A 16,140-nucleotide genomic window follows, 5' to 3' on the forward strand; every position below is an offset into this window, starting at 1 on the left:
TTAGGACATGCGCCTGAGCTAGGGGTCCAGTGTTTGCCGCTGAGCCAACCCGTCGGTCGCTCGATGCCTCTGGTCCGCTAAGCCGTCTTTGATGCGTCATCCTCATCTAAATCTGAAAGACAGATTTCGAGCGCCGGCACTTCGTCATCGTGCGCGATCCCCGATGACCTGAACTCTGGTGAAATCGGTCAGCCGAGGACTTCCCAGATATAGCTCCCGGCATCGTCCTGGATACGAACTTCCACGAGGATGTTCGTTCCGCTGTCTCGCTCGCGTGCCACGCATTCGAACGATGACCCTTCGGCGATGGTCGGGGAAGAGGGGCAGTCGACCGTTACCGTGATGTCGGCTTGGTCCAGTAGGCCCGATTGGATCTCGCTTTCGATGCCCGCCTTGTCATACGAACCAGAGATGAGCCCCTGCTGGAGTCCTTCCTCGAACGCGGGTGTGCTCGAAATAAGAGCTAGCGGTAGAGCCAATGCGCCGACCACAATTCCAGCGATTCCTCGCTTCTTCCCGCTGCCTGCTTCGCTGAGTCGTCGTAGCGCCAGCACGCCAAAAGCGATCGCACCGAGAGACGCCACGATGGAGATCCAGACTGTGGGTAGGAAGTGCAAGCGGACATGTCAGCCTCCTTGTAGGCGGACAAGGACTTCCCTGCTGACGGACAGTTGATCTCCCTGTCTGAGGCCATCGGGACCCCCCAATCGTGTCGGTCCCACGAATGAGGCGTCCCTCCGGTGTTTGCTCGAGGTCTTCGACCACCACGAGCAGGTTCCACCGGAGGGACACATGAAGAAGTCTGACAGGGAGATCATGGAAATTTTGGAGGCGTTCGACGCCACGGAGAGTGCGCACTCTGCTGCGTTGTTGGCGGGGGTGGATCCCAAGACGGTGCGACGTTATGTCGCCGCCAGGGATTTGGGCCGCCCGGTCACGGGTCCGGGCCGCCGACCGAGGATGCTGGATGGGTTCATGCCCAAGATCGAGGACTGGGTCGAGCAGGGCAAGGGCAGGGTCCGCGCCGATGTGATCCATGCCCGGCTGGTGGGGATGGGATTTGGCGGCACTGAGCGCACCACGAGGCGGGCGGTGGCGCAGGTGAAGGCGGCTTGGCGGGCCGGGCACCGGCGCTCCTATCGGCCGTGGATCACCGAGCCGGGTTTGTGGTTGCAGTTCGATTGGGGACAGGGCCCCAGGGTGCCGGGTCCGGGTGGGCAGCTGCGTTCGACGTTGTTGTTTTGCGCCTGGTTGGCGTGGTCCAGGTTCCGGGTCGTGATCCCGGTCTGGGACCAGTCCCAGCCGACGCTGATCGCATGTTTGGATGCCACTTTGCGGCAGATGGGTGGGGTCCCGTCGTATCTGTTGACCGACAACGCCAAGACCGTCACCGTCGACCATGTCGCCGGTGTCGCGGTCAGGCATCCACAGATCGTGGAAGTCGCTCGCCACTACGGATGTCAGGTCTACACGTGTGTCCCGTTCGACCCGGAGTCGAAGGGCGGCACCGAAGCGACGGTCCGGTTGGCGAAGGCTGACCTGGTCCCCACGGACGCGAACCTGCGTGAGTCGTATGGGTCCTTCGCGGAATTGGAGCGGGCGTGTGTCGAGTTCATGGGCAAGGTCAACGGCCGCAAACATCGCGAGACCGCCAGGATCCCAGCCGATGCTTTGGTCGATGAGCGCCACCGGCTGCACATGCTGCCAGTCGCCCCGCACACGGTCGCGTTGGGTCAGACCCGCACGGTCAACACTGACCAGACGATCCGGTTCGGGTCGGTGCGCTACTCCATCCCGCCTGGGCTTGTCGGGGCTGAGGTGTGGGGTCAGGGCAGCTGGGGACGAGCTGGTGGTCGTGGCCGACCTTGATGCCCTCCCAGCGGCGCCGGAATGGGTTGCTGGCCGGCGGGGTCTTGCGGAGGTCTGCAGGCATCGGCTCTCGACGCCCGGCAACCCGATGATCGATCTGGCTCACTACCCGCACCATCCCCAGGACCCCGACGGGTCACCCCGAGTGCCCCAGCCACGGCCACGCAGCCGAGCCGAGTCCCAGTTCCTCCAGTTGGGTCCAGGGGCGGTCTCGTGGCTGGTTGAGGCCGCAGCTGCAGGGACGGTCCGGATCCGGTCGAAGATGGCCGCCGCGGTCGAACTCGCCGCCCTCATCGGCACCGACGCCGTCGATGCCGCCTTGGGTGTTGCTGCCGCGGCGGGCCGGTTCGCCGAAGGTGATCTGGCAGCGATCGTCGAACACCAAGCCAGCGGCGCCACCAACGCCGACCTCGTCATCGCTGACGAGTCCCACTCCGCCCAGCCAGGCACCGCAGCCTGGGCCAACTTCACCACTTCGAAGGAACACAGCTCATGAACCTCACCGCCATGCACCCGGCGCCGCCGCTGCCAGAGGACCTCACGGGTCTGCTGCGCAGGATGCGGCTGCCCTACCTACGCGCCGCAGCCCCCGAGGTGTTGGCCACCGCGAAAGCCCAACGCTGGGACCCCGCCGAAGTCCTTCGGGTTCTCCTGAGCGAGGAGATCCGTGGTCGGGACGAAGCCACCAAAGCCATGCGGCGCAAAGCCGCCGGACTCCCAGCCGGGAAAACGTTCGACTCCTGGCGGGAACACGATTCCTCCATCCCCGCCCCGACCCAGTCCGCCCTCGCCGGCCTGGAATGGATCAGCCGCGCCGAGAACCTCGCCATCACCGGGCCTTCCGGGACCGGGAAGACCCACTTCGTTGAGGCGCTGGCCCACAACGTCATCGACGCGGGCATGCGGGTGTCCTGGTTCACCCTGGAATCCCTCACCGCTGCGATCACCCGCGCTGGAGCAGACAACTCGGTCAACAAGGTGATCGCCCGCATCACCCGGGCTGAACTGATCGTGGTTGACGACATCGGCATGCTGCCCTCCGGGCAAGCCGCCGCCGAAGCGTTCTACCGCCTGGTCGATGCCACCTACGAACGGCGGTCTCTGGCGGTCACCAGCAACCTCCACCCCGCCGGGTTCGACACCATCATGCCGAAAACCCTCGCCACCGCAGCCGTCGACAGGCTCCTCCACCACGCCCACGTCATCGTCACCGAAGGCACCTCTCTACGCCTGACTGAAGCCACCGCCGGACGCGGGGTAATCCCCTTGCACTAACACCAACACGGGGAGATCAGCTGACCGCAGACAGGGAGATGAGCTGTCCGCCTACAAGGAGATCCCATGACCGCCCACAGGGACTTCCCCGTGTCCCTTGACAGGTAGTTACTAGTAGATCTTTCCGGCCATTGACCCAAACGCGGAATTTGCGCCCATCTAGTTAGGAAGAGCGCTGATCGAGCACCCCCCCGCGAACTGCCCTGGACCGCTACGGTTCGCCGACACGTGGATTGGCATCCTGGTGCGCTCTCAGCCTGGTGTCACGCCTAGTCGACGGCCTGGGAGGGAACAGTGGCCAATGGGGGCAACCATGGGGGCAACCGGCAGGCGTCAGGGACGAACAGCCGCGAACAGCTGCGAACGTCATCATCCCCGAAGCCCTTGTCAGGCGGCTATCATTGGTCGCAGACGGACGTCACCGAACGGCAAACGGCAGGTCTACGGATCAGAAGGTTGCAGGTTCGAATCCTGCCGAGCGCGCCAGCGGAAGGCCCAGTCAAAGGCAAATTCTCCATTGACTGGGTCTTTTCTTATGCCCCAGAAGCGGCTTGTGTGTGCAAAGTGTGCACACCGGCGGTCTGCAACTGCCCTGCGATTGCATCGAAGAGGGCGCGTTGCTTGCCCGACTTCATGTGTGTGTAGACCGCCGCGGTGACAGCCGGGCTGGAGTGGCGCAGAGCTTTCGACACCGCGAGCAGGTCGCCCGTGGAATCCCACATATACGTCGCAGCTACGTGCCGCAACCCGTGAAGGGTCAACTGGGGGAGAAGTTCGTCTCCATTGGGCATCGCCTTCTCGATCTCGGCCTCGCTCAGCCCTTGTACCGCGAGTTCTTGATGCTTGGCCTCCGCGAGGCTGAGCCGGGTCTTCTTTGCCAGCTTGGAGAACAGCTTGCTCACGAAGCTCGGATTGAGTGCCCTGCCGTCCTCGTAGGTAAACACATGGCCCTCTCCCTGCCACGCGTCGCCCCATTCGGTGCGTTCAAGGTCCTGGTGCAGCCGCCAGGCTTCCAGAGCGTCGAGCGCCGCTGTGGACAACTCGATCTCGGCCAAGGAGCTATCGGTCTTTGGGGTGGTCTCGATGACCTTGCCGCCCTCGTGCACCCGGTTGTGTCGGATTATTGCGACCGCTCGGTTGACATCGACATCGGCCCAGCGAAGCCCGCACACCTCACCGCGGCGTAGCGCTGTGTGCAGGGCGAACTCGTAGAACGCGCCCAACCTGTGCTCCGCGGCGACCTCCAGGAAGGCAGCAAGCTGGGGCGGTGTCCAGATTTGCTGCGGCTTCTTGATGATGGTGGGCGTGTCAACGCCGTCCGCCACGTTGACGGCCATGAGTTCGTCCTTTACCGCACCGCTCAGGATGCTCTTGAGTATTCGAGCCTGACGGGACCACTGGATATTGCCTCTGGGAGCCAGCGATATTGACGTTGGGGGCCACCGGTGGCGCTGGTGGGGGCCGGGGGCCGTCCACCAGCGCCGGGCTGGTCACTTCGTGGCGGTGTGTTCTCTCATGTTGTGGGTGCCGGTGTCGATCCAGATGGTGTTGTGGACGATACGGTCCATGGTGGCGTCGGCGTGGACTCCTCCGCCGAGGCGCTGGTGCCAGTCCTTCTTCGCGTATTGGGTGCAGAAGACGGTGGAGGTGGTGTCGTAGCGGCGCTCGAGGAGCTCCAGGAGCATGCTGCGCATGCTTTCGTCGGGTGGGTCGAGGAGCCATTCATCGATCACGAGCAGGGTGAAGGCCGCGTACTTGCGGAGGAACTTCATCTGCCCCTGTGGCTTGTCCTTGGCGAGATGCCAGGCTTCGGCGAGGTCGGGCATTCGGATGTAGTGGGCCCGGATCCGGTGGAGGCAGGCTTGTTTCGCCAGGGCGCAGCCGAGGTAGGATTTCCCGGAGCCGGTGAAGCCTTGGAACACGACGTTGTGGGAGCGTTCGATGAACGAACAGGTCGCCAGCTGCGAGATCACGCCCCTGTCCAGACCGCGTTCCTCGACGAGGTCGATCCTGCGCAGGTCCGCTGTGGGATAGCGCAGCCCAGCGCGGCGGATGAGGCCGTCGACTTTGGAGTGGGTGAAGGCTGAGTGTGCCTCGTCCACGATGATCCGGATCCGTTCCTCGAACCCGAGACCGAGCACCAAGGCCTCGTCCTGGGTCTGGATGGCCTCCAGCAGCGGGGTGGCGCCCATCTCGCGGAGTTTGCGTTTGGTCTCGACGTCCAAGCTGCTCATCGGCTGCTCCGCTCTGCGTAGTAGTCGGCGCCGCGGACGTAGCCACCGGCATCAACGGGCTCTGGGATGGGCTGCTTGTCTTGCCCGGTGTCCAGGATCGGTCTGAGGTGGACGTAGCGAGGCGACCTGACCCCTGCGGCCAGGGCGAGCTGGCAGGCGTCCTCCACCCGGTCGGCGGAGAAGCGACGCGACAGCCGCAGCACCGCCAACGCCGGGTTCAGGCCTTGCTCATCAATCGCCACGGATTCGAAGATCCGGTCGATGACCGTCTGCGCTGCCGGCCCGACCCTGGCCGCCCATTCCCGGACCCGGGCGGCGTCCCAGGGCTGATACTTCTCACCGGTGGGAAGGTCGGCCTCGGCTGTGCGCCAATGTCCGGCGGATCCCTCCGGCAGCAGCAGGTGGCTGCTCAACCGCTGAGACCCGGCGAAGACTTCCAAGACCCGGTCAGTGATCCGCAGGTCGACCTTAGATCCAATGTGGAGATAAGGCACCGAGTAGTGGTTCTTCTCCCAGACCACGTGCCCGCTGCGTCCGACGCGGCGCCCATAGAGACCCAGCGGCTGATCTCGTAGGCGACCTGGGGCAACGGTCGCAGCAGCGGCTGCTCCTCAATCGTGAGCACACTCGCCCGTGAGCCGGGACGCTTCTGGAACGGCTCAGCGTTGTAAGCCTCGACCCGGCCCTCGATCGCGGAGGCCAGTTCGGGCAGCGACGTGAACACCTCGTCCCTGAGGGCAGCGATCACCCAGGTCGCAACATGAGCCACGGTGTTCTCGACTGAAGCCTTGTCCTTGGGTTTCCTCACGCGTCCGGGCAGCACCGCAGCCGAGTAGTGCGCAGCCATCTCCCGATACGAGTCGTTCAACACGATCTCACCCTCCCGGGGATGCTTCACCACCCCGGTCTTCAAGTTGTCCGGCACGATCCTGGGCACCGACCCGCTGAAGGCGGTGAACATGGCCACGTGTGCCCGCAGCCAGGTGTCCTGCTTCATGTCCAAGGCGGGATAGACGAACGCGAACCGGCTGAACGGCAAACACGCCACGAACAGATAGACCTTCGAAACCTCCCCGGTGGCCGGGTTCGTCAGTTCCATCGTCGGCCCGGACCAGTCGACCTCGACGCTCGGGACTGCCGAAGGTTTGGTTGACCTCCGGGGTTATGCCGCCAGTTTAGCGGCTGGGTTCATGATGAGTTCGAACTCGATGGGGGTGAGTTTTCCGAGGCGGCGTTGACGGCGTTTGCGGTGGTACTTCCCCTCGATCCAGGACACGATAGCCAGGCGCAGTTCCTCTCGTGTGCCCCAGGATCGACGGTCGAGGACGTTTTTCTGGAGTAGCGCGAAGAACGACTCCATCGCGGCGTTATCGCCACATTAACCGGCTAATCTGTGCTGATTTTGCGGTGATGGAGGTGTCTGGTTTCATCCGGCGTTCGGGCGTGTCGTGGCGGTGTCGATGAGGGTGTTGAGCCGGGTGATGAGTTTGAGGTGGCGCTCAGTTTCGCTGTCCCATCCGCGGTGTTGTGCGTCGTCGGCCAAGACCGCGGCGGTGTCGCGTTGCCGGGTCAGGATGGGGATGTCTTGGATCGTGGTGTGGAAGCTGGGGCAGTGTTCGCAGATGTTGGCGTAGGTGCAGGCCTGTTGCGCGGGGGCGCGGAGGCAGTGCCCGCCCGCCAGGGCGGTCTTGATCGTCGGCCCAGTCAACCAAGTCGTGGCGGGCTCGACGGTGTCAGTGTTGGCGGGTTGGGGTAGGGCGCCAATGCGGTTCTTGGCCAGGTCGAGAGCTCGTTCGTACTCGGCGCGGACGGTGGTGTCGAAGAGGTGGCCGTAGCGCAGGCTCATCTCGGCGGAGACGTGCCCGAGGATCGACATCAGGGCTTGGAGTGAAACTCCGGCGTTGACCAGGGCGGTGGCGTAGGTATGACGAAGTTGGTGCGGGGTGACGTGCCCGATCCCGGCGGCTGTCGCTGCCCTGCGGAGCTCGCCGCGCAGTGCGGTGGCTGTCACGCGGCGGCCGTGGGAGGTGAATAGGAATTGTGCGGGTTTCCCGGTGCGGGGGTGTCGGATCGCCCGTCCCGGGCTACGCAGCGCGATGATGCGGTCGATGAGGTTCAGTGCTTCCTCGTCGATTGGGACCATGCGCTCAGTGTCGAGTTTCCCCAGCGGGACCTTGAGCCAGGATCCGAGGTGGGGGGTGTCGATGACGGCGTCGAGTTCAAGGTCAAGGAGTTCCCCGATACGGAGCCCGCAAGCGCGCTGCAGCAGGAGAGCATCAGCGGCCAACCGGTTTTCGGAGGCGGTGAGTTCTTCGGTGAGGCGACGGTCCGCGTCGGGTGGCAGGAACCTGGGCAGTGGCTGGGGAAGCCGCGGATTGTCGGAGGAGTAGAACAGCCTCCGTGTTGGGGCTTCGGGCCAGTCCCACTCGGTGATGTCAGCCAGAAAGTTGGCCGCGGCCAAGATCCGGCGGGCCTGGTCAGCGACGGTGACCAACGCCCCGGTAGTGGAGTTGAGGGTGTGAGGCAGGGACACCAGCCAAGGTTCGATGTGATCGCAGCGCGTCAATTCCGACGGGATCAGTTCAGGATCGATGGCGGTGATGAAGGTGGCGAAGTGCTTCAGTCGGGTGGCCAGGCAGGAGACTGTCTTGGGTTTGCAGGTCACAGTTTTGCGTTGCAGGTATCGCACCAGGATCGAATGCATCGGCTCCGGAATGCCCTCGAGGCGACGGGTAAAGGGCCAAGGTTGCTGGCAGGGCTCGGGCAGGGCGGGCAGAATTCCCATGTGGAACAGCACCGTTTTCGTTGCTGTCGCCGCGGCGCGGTAGTGCTTCCAAGTCCTGCCCGTGGCGTGTTGACGCCGGACGCCAGCGGCGGTGAGGGCGTCGAAGTCGGCATAGGTGGTCTGTGACAGCGGCCTGCCGGTGGCAAACAACACCCGAGCCATGACTTGGGAGGCCATCGCGGAGGCAACGCGCTCGCTGTAGCCGCAACCGCGGGCGGCTTCGATGAACGCCTCAAGGTCTGCCCCGATGGCGGTGTCTTCGACGTCGCGCCAGAGCGAGGAGAACTTCCGGTTCACCATGTAGTCCCAGCCCGGGTGCAACCGTCCGGTGACCAGCAGGAACGTGATGAATGGACGGGTAGCGCAACCTGCGGAGAGTTGGACCTGAAGTGCCTCGTCGGCCCAGTTCTGGGGCTGGGGCCAGCGACGCATGAACACTCTGGCTGCTTGGGTGAAGGAGACATTGCCCCGACCGGTTCGGTGTTGGTGGGTGAGGTAGGCGGCCACCACCTGCTTGGGGGTTTCGGAGGGGTCAGGGACGGTTGAGGCGTTGACGGGTGCGAGCGGCATCGTATTGGGCCTTCACGTGAGTCGGGGCGAGGTGGATGTAGCGGGCGGTGGTGTCGACGTGGGCGTGCCCCAGCAGGGCCTGCATGACTGCCAGGTCAACCCCGGCCTCCGCCAAGGCGGTGCCGAAGGTGTGACGCAGAGCATGTGGGGCGCCGGCAACGATCCCGGTGATGCTGCGGTGGTAACGGAAGATGCTGCGCAACCCAGCCGCCGTCAGTGGTTGCCCGCGGGTGGGGCCCTTCGCGCTGAGGAACAACACAGGTGATGAGGATTCGGGCCGGTCTGTCAGGAGGTAGGAGGCGATCATCGCGGCCAGGTCCTCGTCAAGGGGGACGCGACGGTCTTTGCCGCCCTTGCCGTGGACACTCAACCACCGGCCGCCGATATCGACGTCGGTGACCGCCAGGGCCAGGACCTCGCAGGAACGAAGCCCGCAGTAGAGCATCAACCCCGCAATGGACAGGTCCCGGCTGCAACGCAGCGACCCCAACAGCGTGGCGGTCTCCTCAACGCTCAACGCCCGCGGCAGCCGTCTGGGGGTGCGCAGCCGTAGCCGGGATCGTGGTGCCGGTCGTCGGCGGGTATGGACCAGCATGCCGGTGCGCTCCCCGGTCGCGAACCAGGACGAGGGCTTGCCCTTGGGGATCGGGGAACGCATTCCCGGGTCCCGCATCGACAAGAACTCGAACATCCCGGCGACGGCGGCCAGCCGCAGGTTCACCGACGCTGGTGCGAGCCGGTCTGTGGGTCGGCCCGCCAGGTCGACCACGTTGGGCCCTGGTCGGCCCGGGATCGTTTCTTGTCGACACGCGCTCAGGAAGCCCACCACGTCGTCGGTGACGACGTCGCCAACACTCAACCCAACGTGATGGAGCCATCGGTGGAAGGCCAGCAGGCCGTAGCCGTAGGTGCGAACCGTTCCTGGCGAGTAGTTCCGGTCCCCGAGGTACCCCAGATAGGCGTTGGCCTGCGACACCAACTCGGGGTTGCTGTCACACCTGAGTCGCCACGACTGAGCGTCGCGTTCAAGGAGGAGAACATCATCGTTGTCCATACCCCCATGCCTACGCCAAACCGCTCACCAAATCCAGCATGCCTGACCGCATCACCGCGCCCTTGACTACCCCCAACGCCCCGATTAGCCGGTTAACAGGCATGCCCCGACCCTGCCCATCGAGCCACGTAGCCTGTGACGCTTCAGCGCCTTGCGGAAGCGGCGCGACCGGAATTGGGAGCCTCTATCGGAATGGACGATCACCCCAGCGGGCCCGCCTCGGTGGGCCACCGCCATCTCGAGCGCGTTGACGGCGATACGGGCCTTCATCCGTGAATCGATCGAGTAGCCCACGATCCGGTTGGAGAACACGTCCTTGATCGCACACAGATACACCTTGCCCTCGCGGGTGCGGTGTTCGGTGATGTCGGTCAGCCACACCTGGTTGGGTCCGTCAGCGCTGAACTGCCTGTTGACCAGGTCATCGTGAACCGGCGCGCCGGCCTTCTTGTAGCGGGTCTTGCGCCTGGTGAACACCGACTGGATCCCGGCGACCCGGCACAACCGCCACACTCTGCGCTCCGACAACTCGTAGCCCAACTCAGCGAGGTCGTCTGCCAGTACCCGGTAGCCGCCCTCCGGGTCGTCGGTGTGCAGCTGATGCAGCACCGAGATGAGTTCTTGCTCCTCGGCCTCACGGGCTGACACCGGTTGCTTGAGCCATTTGTAGTAGCCCTGTTTGGAGAATCCCAGTATCCGGCACGCGACCGTCACCGGCACCCTCACCCGGGCACCGACCGCGGCCATCTCCTGCACGAGCGGATAGATCATTTTGGGGGCGTGATGTGAGCCTGCGACAGATACGCCGCCGCGCGCCGCAGCACCTCGTTTTCCATCTCCAACTCCCGGATCCGACGCAGTGCCTGCGACATGTCCTTGCGGGCCTCTGGATCGGTGGTCGGGGTCATCCCATGGGACTTGAACCTGGCATCACGGAGCCAGGCTTGCAGCGTGGTTTTCGCCACTCCGAGGTCCTTGACGACCTGCTTTTGCGGGATACCCGACTCGACCAACGCGACCGCGTCGCGCTTGAACTCGTCGGTGTAGGTGATCTTCGGCATGGTTGCCATCCTTTCAGCACGACCCCCCTCTCAGGAATCATGCGGTCTTGGAGTCAACCAAACCGTCAGCAGTCCCTACGCAAGGCCCACGACGAACAGATCCCGGTCTGGGTCGCCTTCGACGAAGGCATCACGGGCATCAAGATGTCCCACTGCCTGGGGCATGAGCAGCACCCGGTCTTTGACTGCGCTGGCCCGTTCGAGGCCGAGTGGGCCGCTGCCAGAGGCGAGCACTCGGCTCCCGAGGACGAGCACTGGCAGTGGCCGCGGCTGGGTGGGTCGGTGATTGCCCTTCGCGGCACTCTGGAGCGCTAGAGCGCCGTTTGGGGGCTCTTCACAATCGAGGGTGTAGGTGGGGTCTGAATCCACCGGTCTCGAGCAGGCTGCGGGCGATGTAGTTGGTGAGGTTCCGGAAGCCGAGGGCGCTGCCGCGGACATCGAGTCCAGCCGCTGGCTTCCAAAGGCAACGGGCCGCGCTGAAGTACTGCGCCGCGCTTCTTCGAGAGATTCGGTCACAGCAAGAGACGCTGGCAACCTATCCGCAGCGCCGGCTCGACGCATATCTGACTGATTCACCGAGCCAGCGTGACGCGCTGGCACCATTCACTCGCTGGCTACGACGGCACCGGATGAGCACCCTCCGAGTCGAGTTCCGAGCCCATCGCCTCGAAGGGCGAAGCTACGCCTCCGACCACCGATGGCAGATGGCTCGCAAGTTCCTGTCGGATGCCGGCATGGACCCGAAGACCCGGGCAGCCGGGCTCCTCGTACTGCTCTACGGCATCCAGCTGACCCGCATCGTCACGATCACCCGGACACAGATCGATACGAGCTCGCGGCCCGTCACGCTGACCGTCGGGGCCGAGCCAATCGGGCTCCCCGAGATCCTTGGCGACGCCATCAGCGATCTCGCCGACGCCGCGAAGCACCATCCTGAAGGATGGCTGTTCCCCGGCCGGAACCCAGGCAATCACCTCACCCCGGGCCCGCTGAGCCGTCGTCTTCGCGCCGAAGGCCTGCTCGCGGGAAGCGCACGCACCACAGCGCTCATCGAGCTCACCCGGCAAATGCATCCCCGGATCGTCTCGGATCTCCTCGGCATCACGACCTCGTCCGCCGCCGCATGGTCGCGTCTCGCCGGCGGTGACTGGTCCGACTATCCGGCACTCCGTTCCGACCACGCCTGAACGAGCATCACACGTCAGCGCCCGGGCCGGAAATCGCTTCGCGCAACTGCTCGACGGTCGGCGACCCGGCGATCCCAGCTGGCGTGCGGAACATCCGGCAGGCGAGCCCGACGTGGGTACGCTCGTCGGCGAACGGGTCGATGCCGTCGACGAGCACGGTTGGGGAGCCGTGGAACCCGAGGCGCACGGCGTCCTCGGGGGTCTCGACCAGCTGACGTATGACCCTGACATCGGATCGGTCGTTGACTACTTCAGCGAGCCGCTGGTCGAGCACCTCCCAGTTGGGGCAGCCGTTGAAATACTGCAGGATGATCTCCATGATGGTCCTCTCAGTTCTCGTTGCCGCGGATCATCAGAAGCGCTCCGGCGATCGCGGCGGTGACGATCACGACGTCGGCGACGTTCCCGATGAACCAGTTCCCGTAGGCGAGGAAGTCCACGACGTGCCCCTGGGCGAACCCTGGAGCACGGAAAAGCCTGTCGCCGGCGTGGGAGGCGGCGGCCCCGCCAAGCGCGCCGATCACGATCGCCCACCCGGGGTGTCGGACACGGAACGCGAACACGATCGCGGTGACGGTGGCCGCGACGGCCACCAGCGCGAACACCCAGGTGGAACCCTCACCGAAGGAGAACGCCGCGCCGGGGTTGTAAGCGAGTTGCAGGCCCAGCAGGTCGCCGATCAGCGGGAGGCGCTCACTTACTGTGAGCGTGGCCTCCGCCCATGCCTTCGTCCCCTGATCGATCAGGAGGACGAGCCCGCCGAGCGCGAGTGCCCCCGCCGTGAGCCGCCAACGCCCCCTCTGCTGCCGCTCTCCCGACGTCAGCTCAGCATCGGCAGCCGCGTCCGGGGTCATGCGAGGACCTCGACGAGGCGGACGATGACGCCGGAATCGATCAGGATGAACAGGCCCAGGCCGATGAACACGACGGGTACGAGCCAGTGCTCGACGCGTTCAAGCGTTTCGGTGACGGCCTTGTGGGTTCCGATCAGGCGTCCAGCAGCGCACCAGACGGCGACGAGGACGAGGAACACCGCGATCATGACGACGACGTCGCCGGGCGAACTGGTGCGGAAGATCGGCGTGTAGAGGGAGATGTTGTCGGCCCCGTTGGCGATCGTGATCCCGGCGACGCCCCACAGCCCGACCGCGGTGATCTTCTCGTCGTCGTCATCGTCGTCACCGTTGCGTCGCAGGCCCCGCACGAGGGTCCAGATGCCGATGCCGAGCGGGATCAGGCCGAGGAAGCCCACCCATTCGTCGGGGACGATGGTCAGGCCGAGCGCGGCGATCACGCTGATCACGACGAGGGTGATGAACCCGAGGTACTGGCCTGCGACGATCTGCCACGGTCGCGGCTTCCCTCGGCTGGAGGCCAGGAACAGCACGGTCAGCACGACGATGTCATCGATGTTGGTCGCAGCAAACAAGCCGATCGCTGAGCCGATGGTCGCAAGCATCAGCTCTCCAGCCGTGGGGTACGCGTGCGGGCGGCGCGGAGTCCGTTGAGGATCACGACGACCTCGGCGATCTCGTGGACCAGCACCACAGCGGCGAGTCCGAGGACGCCGAACAGCGCGAGCGGCAGCAGCGCGGTGATGATCAGCAGCGACAGGACGATGTTCTGGTTGATGATGCGGCGTCCGCGGCGGGCGTGGTCGAACGCGCGCGGGATGAGGCGGAGGTCGTGGCCGGTGAACGCGACGTCGGCGGACTCGATCGCCGCGTCCGAGCCGGTCGCGCCCATCGCGATGCCGATGTCCGCGGCGGCCAGAGCGGGGGCGTCGTTGATGCCGTCGCCGATCATTGCAACCGACCCCGCCTTTGACAGCTCCCCGATCGCGGTCGCTTTGTCTTCGGGACGCAGTTCCGCGCGCACGTCGCTGATACCGGCCTGCGCTGCCAGCGCCCGTGCCGTGCGGGCGTTGTCGCCGGTGAGCATCGTCACCCCGACGCCCTGCGCCGCGAGAGTCCGCACCACTTCGGGGACCTCGGGACGCAGCTCGTCGCGGACGCCGATCGCGGCGACAGGGGCCCCGTCGCGGTGCACGATCACAACGGTCATGCCCTGCTCCTCCAGGCCCGCGACCTGGTCGCCGAGCACCCCGGCGTCGAGCCAGCGGGGGCTGCCGACGGTGATCCGAGTCCCGTCGATCTTGCCCTCGATGCCGTGCCCGGCCTGCTCGGTCACCCCCTCCGCAGCCTGGGCTCCGGGGGCTGCGGCGGTGATCGCCGTGGCCAGCGGGTGCGTGCTGTGCTGCTCCAGCGCGGCCGCCCAGGCCAGCGCCTGGGCGTCGGTCACGCCGTCCGCGGCGAGGACCGCGGTGACAGCGGGCTCGTTGCCGGTGAGGGTGCCGGTCTTGTCGACGGCGACGTGGCGGACCGTGCCGAAGCGCTCGAACACCGCGCCGGACTTGATGATCACGCCGAACTTGCTCGCCGCGCCGATCGCCGAGACCACCGTCAGCGGCACCGAGATCGCCAGCGCGCACGGGGAGGCGGCGACGAGGACGACGAGGGCTCGGGTGATCCACAGCTCCGGGTCCCCGAACAGCGAGCCGACCAGGGCGACCAGGGCCGCGAGGACCAGCACGCCCGGGACCAGCGGGCGCGCGATCCGGTCCGCGAGGCGCGCTCGCTCGCCCTTCTCCGCCTGCGCCTGCTCCACCAGCTCCACGATGGTCGTGAGCGAGTTGTCGGTGCCCGCCGCCGTCGTCTCGACCTCCAGCGCACCGGCGCTGTTGATCGCGCCGGCCGACACGGCGTCGCCGGGCTCGACCTCGACCGGGATCGACTCGCCCGTGATCGCCGAGGTGTCCAGGCTGGAGCGCCCCGCACGGACGACTCCGTCGGTCGCGATCCGCTCGCCGGGACGAACCACCATGACCTGCCCGACCGCGAGGTCCTTCGCCGCAATCTCCACCAAAGCGCCGTCGCGGCGCACGGTCGCGGTGTCGGGGACCAGCTTCAGCAGCGCTCGCAGCCCGCCGCGGGCGCGGTCCATCGCCTTGTCCTCCAGCGCCTCTGCGATCGAGTAGAGGAACGCCAGCGCCGCAGCCTCTTCGACGTAGCCGAGGACGACTGCGCCGACCGCGCTGATCGTCATCAGCAGCCCGATGCCCAGCTTGCCCTTGAACAGCTTCCGGATCGCGCCCGGCGTGAACGTCGACGCGCCCAGCAGCAAGCCGACCCAGAACAGCACCAGTGCCGGGATCTCCATGCCGGACCACTCAAGGATCAGACCAGCGAGGAACGCGACACCGGAGAAGACCGGCACCATGATCCCGCGGTCCCTCCACCAGGGCCGCTCCTTCTCCTCGCTCTCATCGACTGCCGTGGTCGTCGGCTCGTGCTCGCAGCCGCATGCCGCGCTCACGCGTCTGCTCCCGCTCCGCAGCAACCCGGAACGGTGCACGACGAGTCCACGCACGGAGCGTGCTCGTCGACAGCCAGAGTCACATCCACCAGCGCGATGAGAGCGGCCGCGAGGTGCGGATCAGCGATCTCATACCTAGTCTGGCGACCCTCCGGCTCAGCGACCACGATGCCGCAGTCGCGCAGGCAGGTGAGGTGGTTCGACACGTTCGAGCGAGTCATCTCCAGCTCACGCGAGAGCACCGCCGGGTAGCTCGGTCCCTCGAGCAGGGTCATCAGGATCCGGGAACGCGTCGGATCCGCCATGGCCCGGCCGAGCCGGTTCATGACGTCGAGTCGAGAAGCAATAGTCAGCATGCACTGAACTATACAGCACAGGCTGATCAATCGCCAGATGCATCAGCCTCCGCCACAAGGCGAAACAGCAGTCGACATCTGATGAATACGCGACTCAGCAACAATCGGTGCTACCAGTACACGTCGCGATCAGCTGGGATGCCGGCACCGTCACCCTCACCGACGCACAAGGACACACAATCGCGACCTACGAGAAGCCCGCGACCCGCCACGGCTGGCACGGCCCCACCCAGAACCGACCGTCCACGAACTCATGAGACACCCGACCGTCAACGATGTCCCGAGACACAACCGTCCACGATCTCGTGAGACATCACACGCACACCCCGCCTACACCCCCGATTGCGATGAGCCCGTTTGGGCATGCTGCGCGT

The 16,140-nt window shown here is 65.7% G+C and carries 15 protein-coding genes and 3 pseudogenes; 4 read left to right on the forward strand and 14 right to left on the reverse strand.

The features are described 5' to 3' along the window. Positions 1 to 188 precede the first annotated feature (188 nt). On the reverse strand, positions 189 to 584 hold the full coding sequence (locus tag ACX1DX_RS12090) for a DUF4333 domain-containing protein (RefSeq protein ID WP_459396802.1): 396 nt from the start codon (positions 582 to 584) through the stop codon (positions 189 to 191). Positions 585 to 792: 208 nt separating this feature from the next. Between ACX1DX_RS12090 and istA the strand changes: the two are divergent. Next, positions 793 to 2,365, forward strand: a pseudogene (istA, locus tag ACX1DX_RS12095) (IS21 family transposase). Next, complete coding sequence (gene istB, locus ACX1DX_RS12100) at positions 2,362 to 3,144, forward strand: IS21-like element helper ATPase IstB (RefSeq protein WP_459396803.1); 783 nt, start codon at positions 2,362 to 2,364, stop codon at positions 3,142 to 3,144. Before istA ends, istB begins: the two are co-directional and overlap by 4 nt. 533 nt (positions 3,145 to 3,677) lie before the next feature. Here istB and ACX1DX_RS12105 read toward each other — a convergent pair. The 8 genes and pseudogenes from ACX1DX_RS12105 to ACX1DX_RS12135 form a co-directional block, all read right to left on the reverse strand. Next, positions 3,678 to 4,481 (reverse strand): tyrosine-type recombinase/integrase, encoded by an 804-nt coding sequence (locus ACX1DX_RS12105; RefSeq protein ID WP_459396804.1) that lies wholly within the window; start codon positions 4,479 to 4,481, stop codon positions 3,678 to 3,680. Between the two features lie 153 nt (positions 4,482 to 4,634). Next, positions 4,635 to 5,378 (reverse strand): ATP-binding protein, encoded by a 744-nt coding sequence (locus ACX1DX_RS12110; RefSeq protein ID WP_459396805.1) that lies wholly within the window; start codon positions 5,376 to 5,378, stop codon positions 4,635 to 4,637. Continuing rightward, positions 5,375 to 5,899 carry a Mu transposase domain-containing protein gene (locus tag ACX1DX_RS15105; protein WP_527252159.1) on the reverse strand — a complete coding sequence of 175 codons (525 nt, stop codon included), beginning with the start codon at positions 5,897 to 5,899 and terminating at the stop codon, positions 5,375 to 5,377. The genes ACX1DX_RS12110 and ACX1DX_RS15105 overlap by 4 nt, the downstream gene beginning before the upstream one ends. Continuing rightward, complete coding sequence (locus tag ACX1DX_RS15110) at positions 5,788 to 6,477, reverse strand: transposase (RefSeq protein ID WP_527252164.1); 690 nt, start codon at positions 6,475 to 6,477, stop codon at positions 5,788 to 5,790. The genes ACX1DX_RS15105 and ACX1DX_RS15110 overlap by 112 nt, the downstream gene beginning before the upstream one ends. A 63-nt stretch (positions 6,478 to 6,540) precedes the next feature. Next, positions 6,541 to 6,756: pseudogene (locus tag ACX1DX_RS12120) on the reverse strand (IS3 family transposase); the annotation flags it as partial. 48 nt (positions 6,757 to 6,804) lie between these two features. Continuing rightward, on the reverse strand, positions 6,805 to 8,733 hold the full coding sequence (locus tag ACX1DX_RS12125; RefSeq protein WP_459396806.1) for a tyrosine-type recombinase/integrase: 1,929 nt from the start codon (positions 8,731 to 8,733) through the stop codon (positions 6,805 to 6,807). After that, on the reverse strand, positions 8,696 to 9,787 hold the full coding sequence (locus ACX1DX_RS12130) for a tyrosine-type recombinase/integrase (protein ID WP_459396807.1): 1,092 nt from the start codon (positions 9,785 to 9,787) through the stop codon (positions 8,696 to 8,698). The genes ACX1DX_RS12125 and ACX1DX_RS12130 overlap by 38 nt, the downstream gene beginning before the upstream one ends. 102 nt (positions 9,788 to 9,889) lie before the next feature. Beyond that, positions 9,890 to 10,848, reverse strand: a pseudogene (locus ACX1DX_RS12135) (IS3 family transposase); the annotation flags it as partial. A gap of 39 nt (positions 10,849 to 10,887) precedes the next feature. Here ACX1DX_RS12135 and ACX1DX_RS12140 point away from each other — a divergent pair. Beyond that, positions 10,888 to 11,163: a hypothetical protein gene (locus ACX1DX_RS12140; RefSeq protein ID WP_459396808.1), complete on the forward strand. Its 276-nt coding sequence runs from the start codon at positions 10,888 to 10,890 to the stop codon at positions 11,161 to 11,163. Between the two features lie 389 nt (positions 11,164 to 11,552). Next, on the forward strand, positions 11,553 to 12,035 hold the full coding sequence (locus ACX1DX_RS12145) for a site-specific integrase (protein ID WP_228479876.1): 483 nt from the start codon (positions 11,553 to 11,555) through the stop codon (positions 12,033 to 12,035). A gap of 7 nt (positions 12,036 to 12,042) precedes the next feature. Here the strand turns inward: ACX1DX_RS12145 and ACX1DX_RS12150 are convergent, their stop codons facing one another. Genes ACX1DX_RS12150 through cmtR form a run of 5 tightly spaced genes read right to left on the reverse strand, consistent with a single transcriptional unit; the run spans position 12,043 to position 15,766 of the window. Next, positions 12,043 to 12,354 carry a thioredoxin domain-containing protein gene (locus tag ACX1DX_RS12150; protein ID WP_026936351.1) on the reverse strand — a complete coding sequence of 104 codons (312 nt, stop codon included), beginning with the start codon at positions 12,352 to 12,354 and terminating at the stop codon, positions 12,043 to 12,045. 10 nt (positions 12,355 to 12,364) lie between these two features. Further along, positions 12,365 to 12,889: a signal peptidase II gene (locus tag ACX1DX_RS12155; protein WP_026936350.1), complete on the reverse strand. Its 525-nt coding sequence runs from the start codon at positions 12,887 to 12,889 to the stop codon at positions 12,365 to 12,367. After that, the gene (locus ACX1DX_RS12160) at positions 12,886 to 13,494 is read right to left on the reverse strand and encodes a cadmium resistance transporter (RefSeq protein WP_026936349.1); all 609 of its coding nucleotides are present in this window, start codon (positions 13,492 to 13,494) and stop codon (positions 12,886 to 12,888) included. Before ACX1DX_RS12160 ends, ACX1DX_RS12155 begins: the two co-directional genes overlap by 4 nt. After that, positions 13,494 to 15,410 carry a heavy metal translocating P-type ATPase gene (locus ACX1DX_RS12165; RefSeq protein WP_459396809.1) on the reverse strand — a complete coding sequence of 639 codons (1,917 nt, stop codon included), beginning with the start codon at positions 15,408 to 15,410 and terminating at the stop codon, positions 13,494 to 13,496. Before ACX1DX_RS12165 ends, ACX1DX_RS12160 begins: the two co-directional genes overlap by 1 nt. Next, positions 15,407 to 15,766 (reverse strand): Cd(II)/Pb(II)-sensing metalloregulatory transcriptional regulator CmtR, encoded by a 360-nt coding sequence (cmtR, locus tag ACX1DX_RS12170; RefSeq protein ID WP_459396810.1) that lies wholly within the window; start codon positions 15,764 to 15,766, stop codon positions 15,407 to 15,409. The genes ACX1DX_RS12165 and cmtR overlap by 4 nt, the downstream gene beginning before the upstream one ends. Positions 15,767 to 16,140: the final 374 nt, after the last annotated feature.

Source organism: Tessaracoccus zhenghani, from assembly GCF_054552775.1.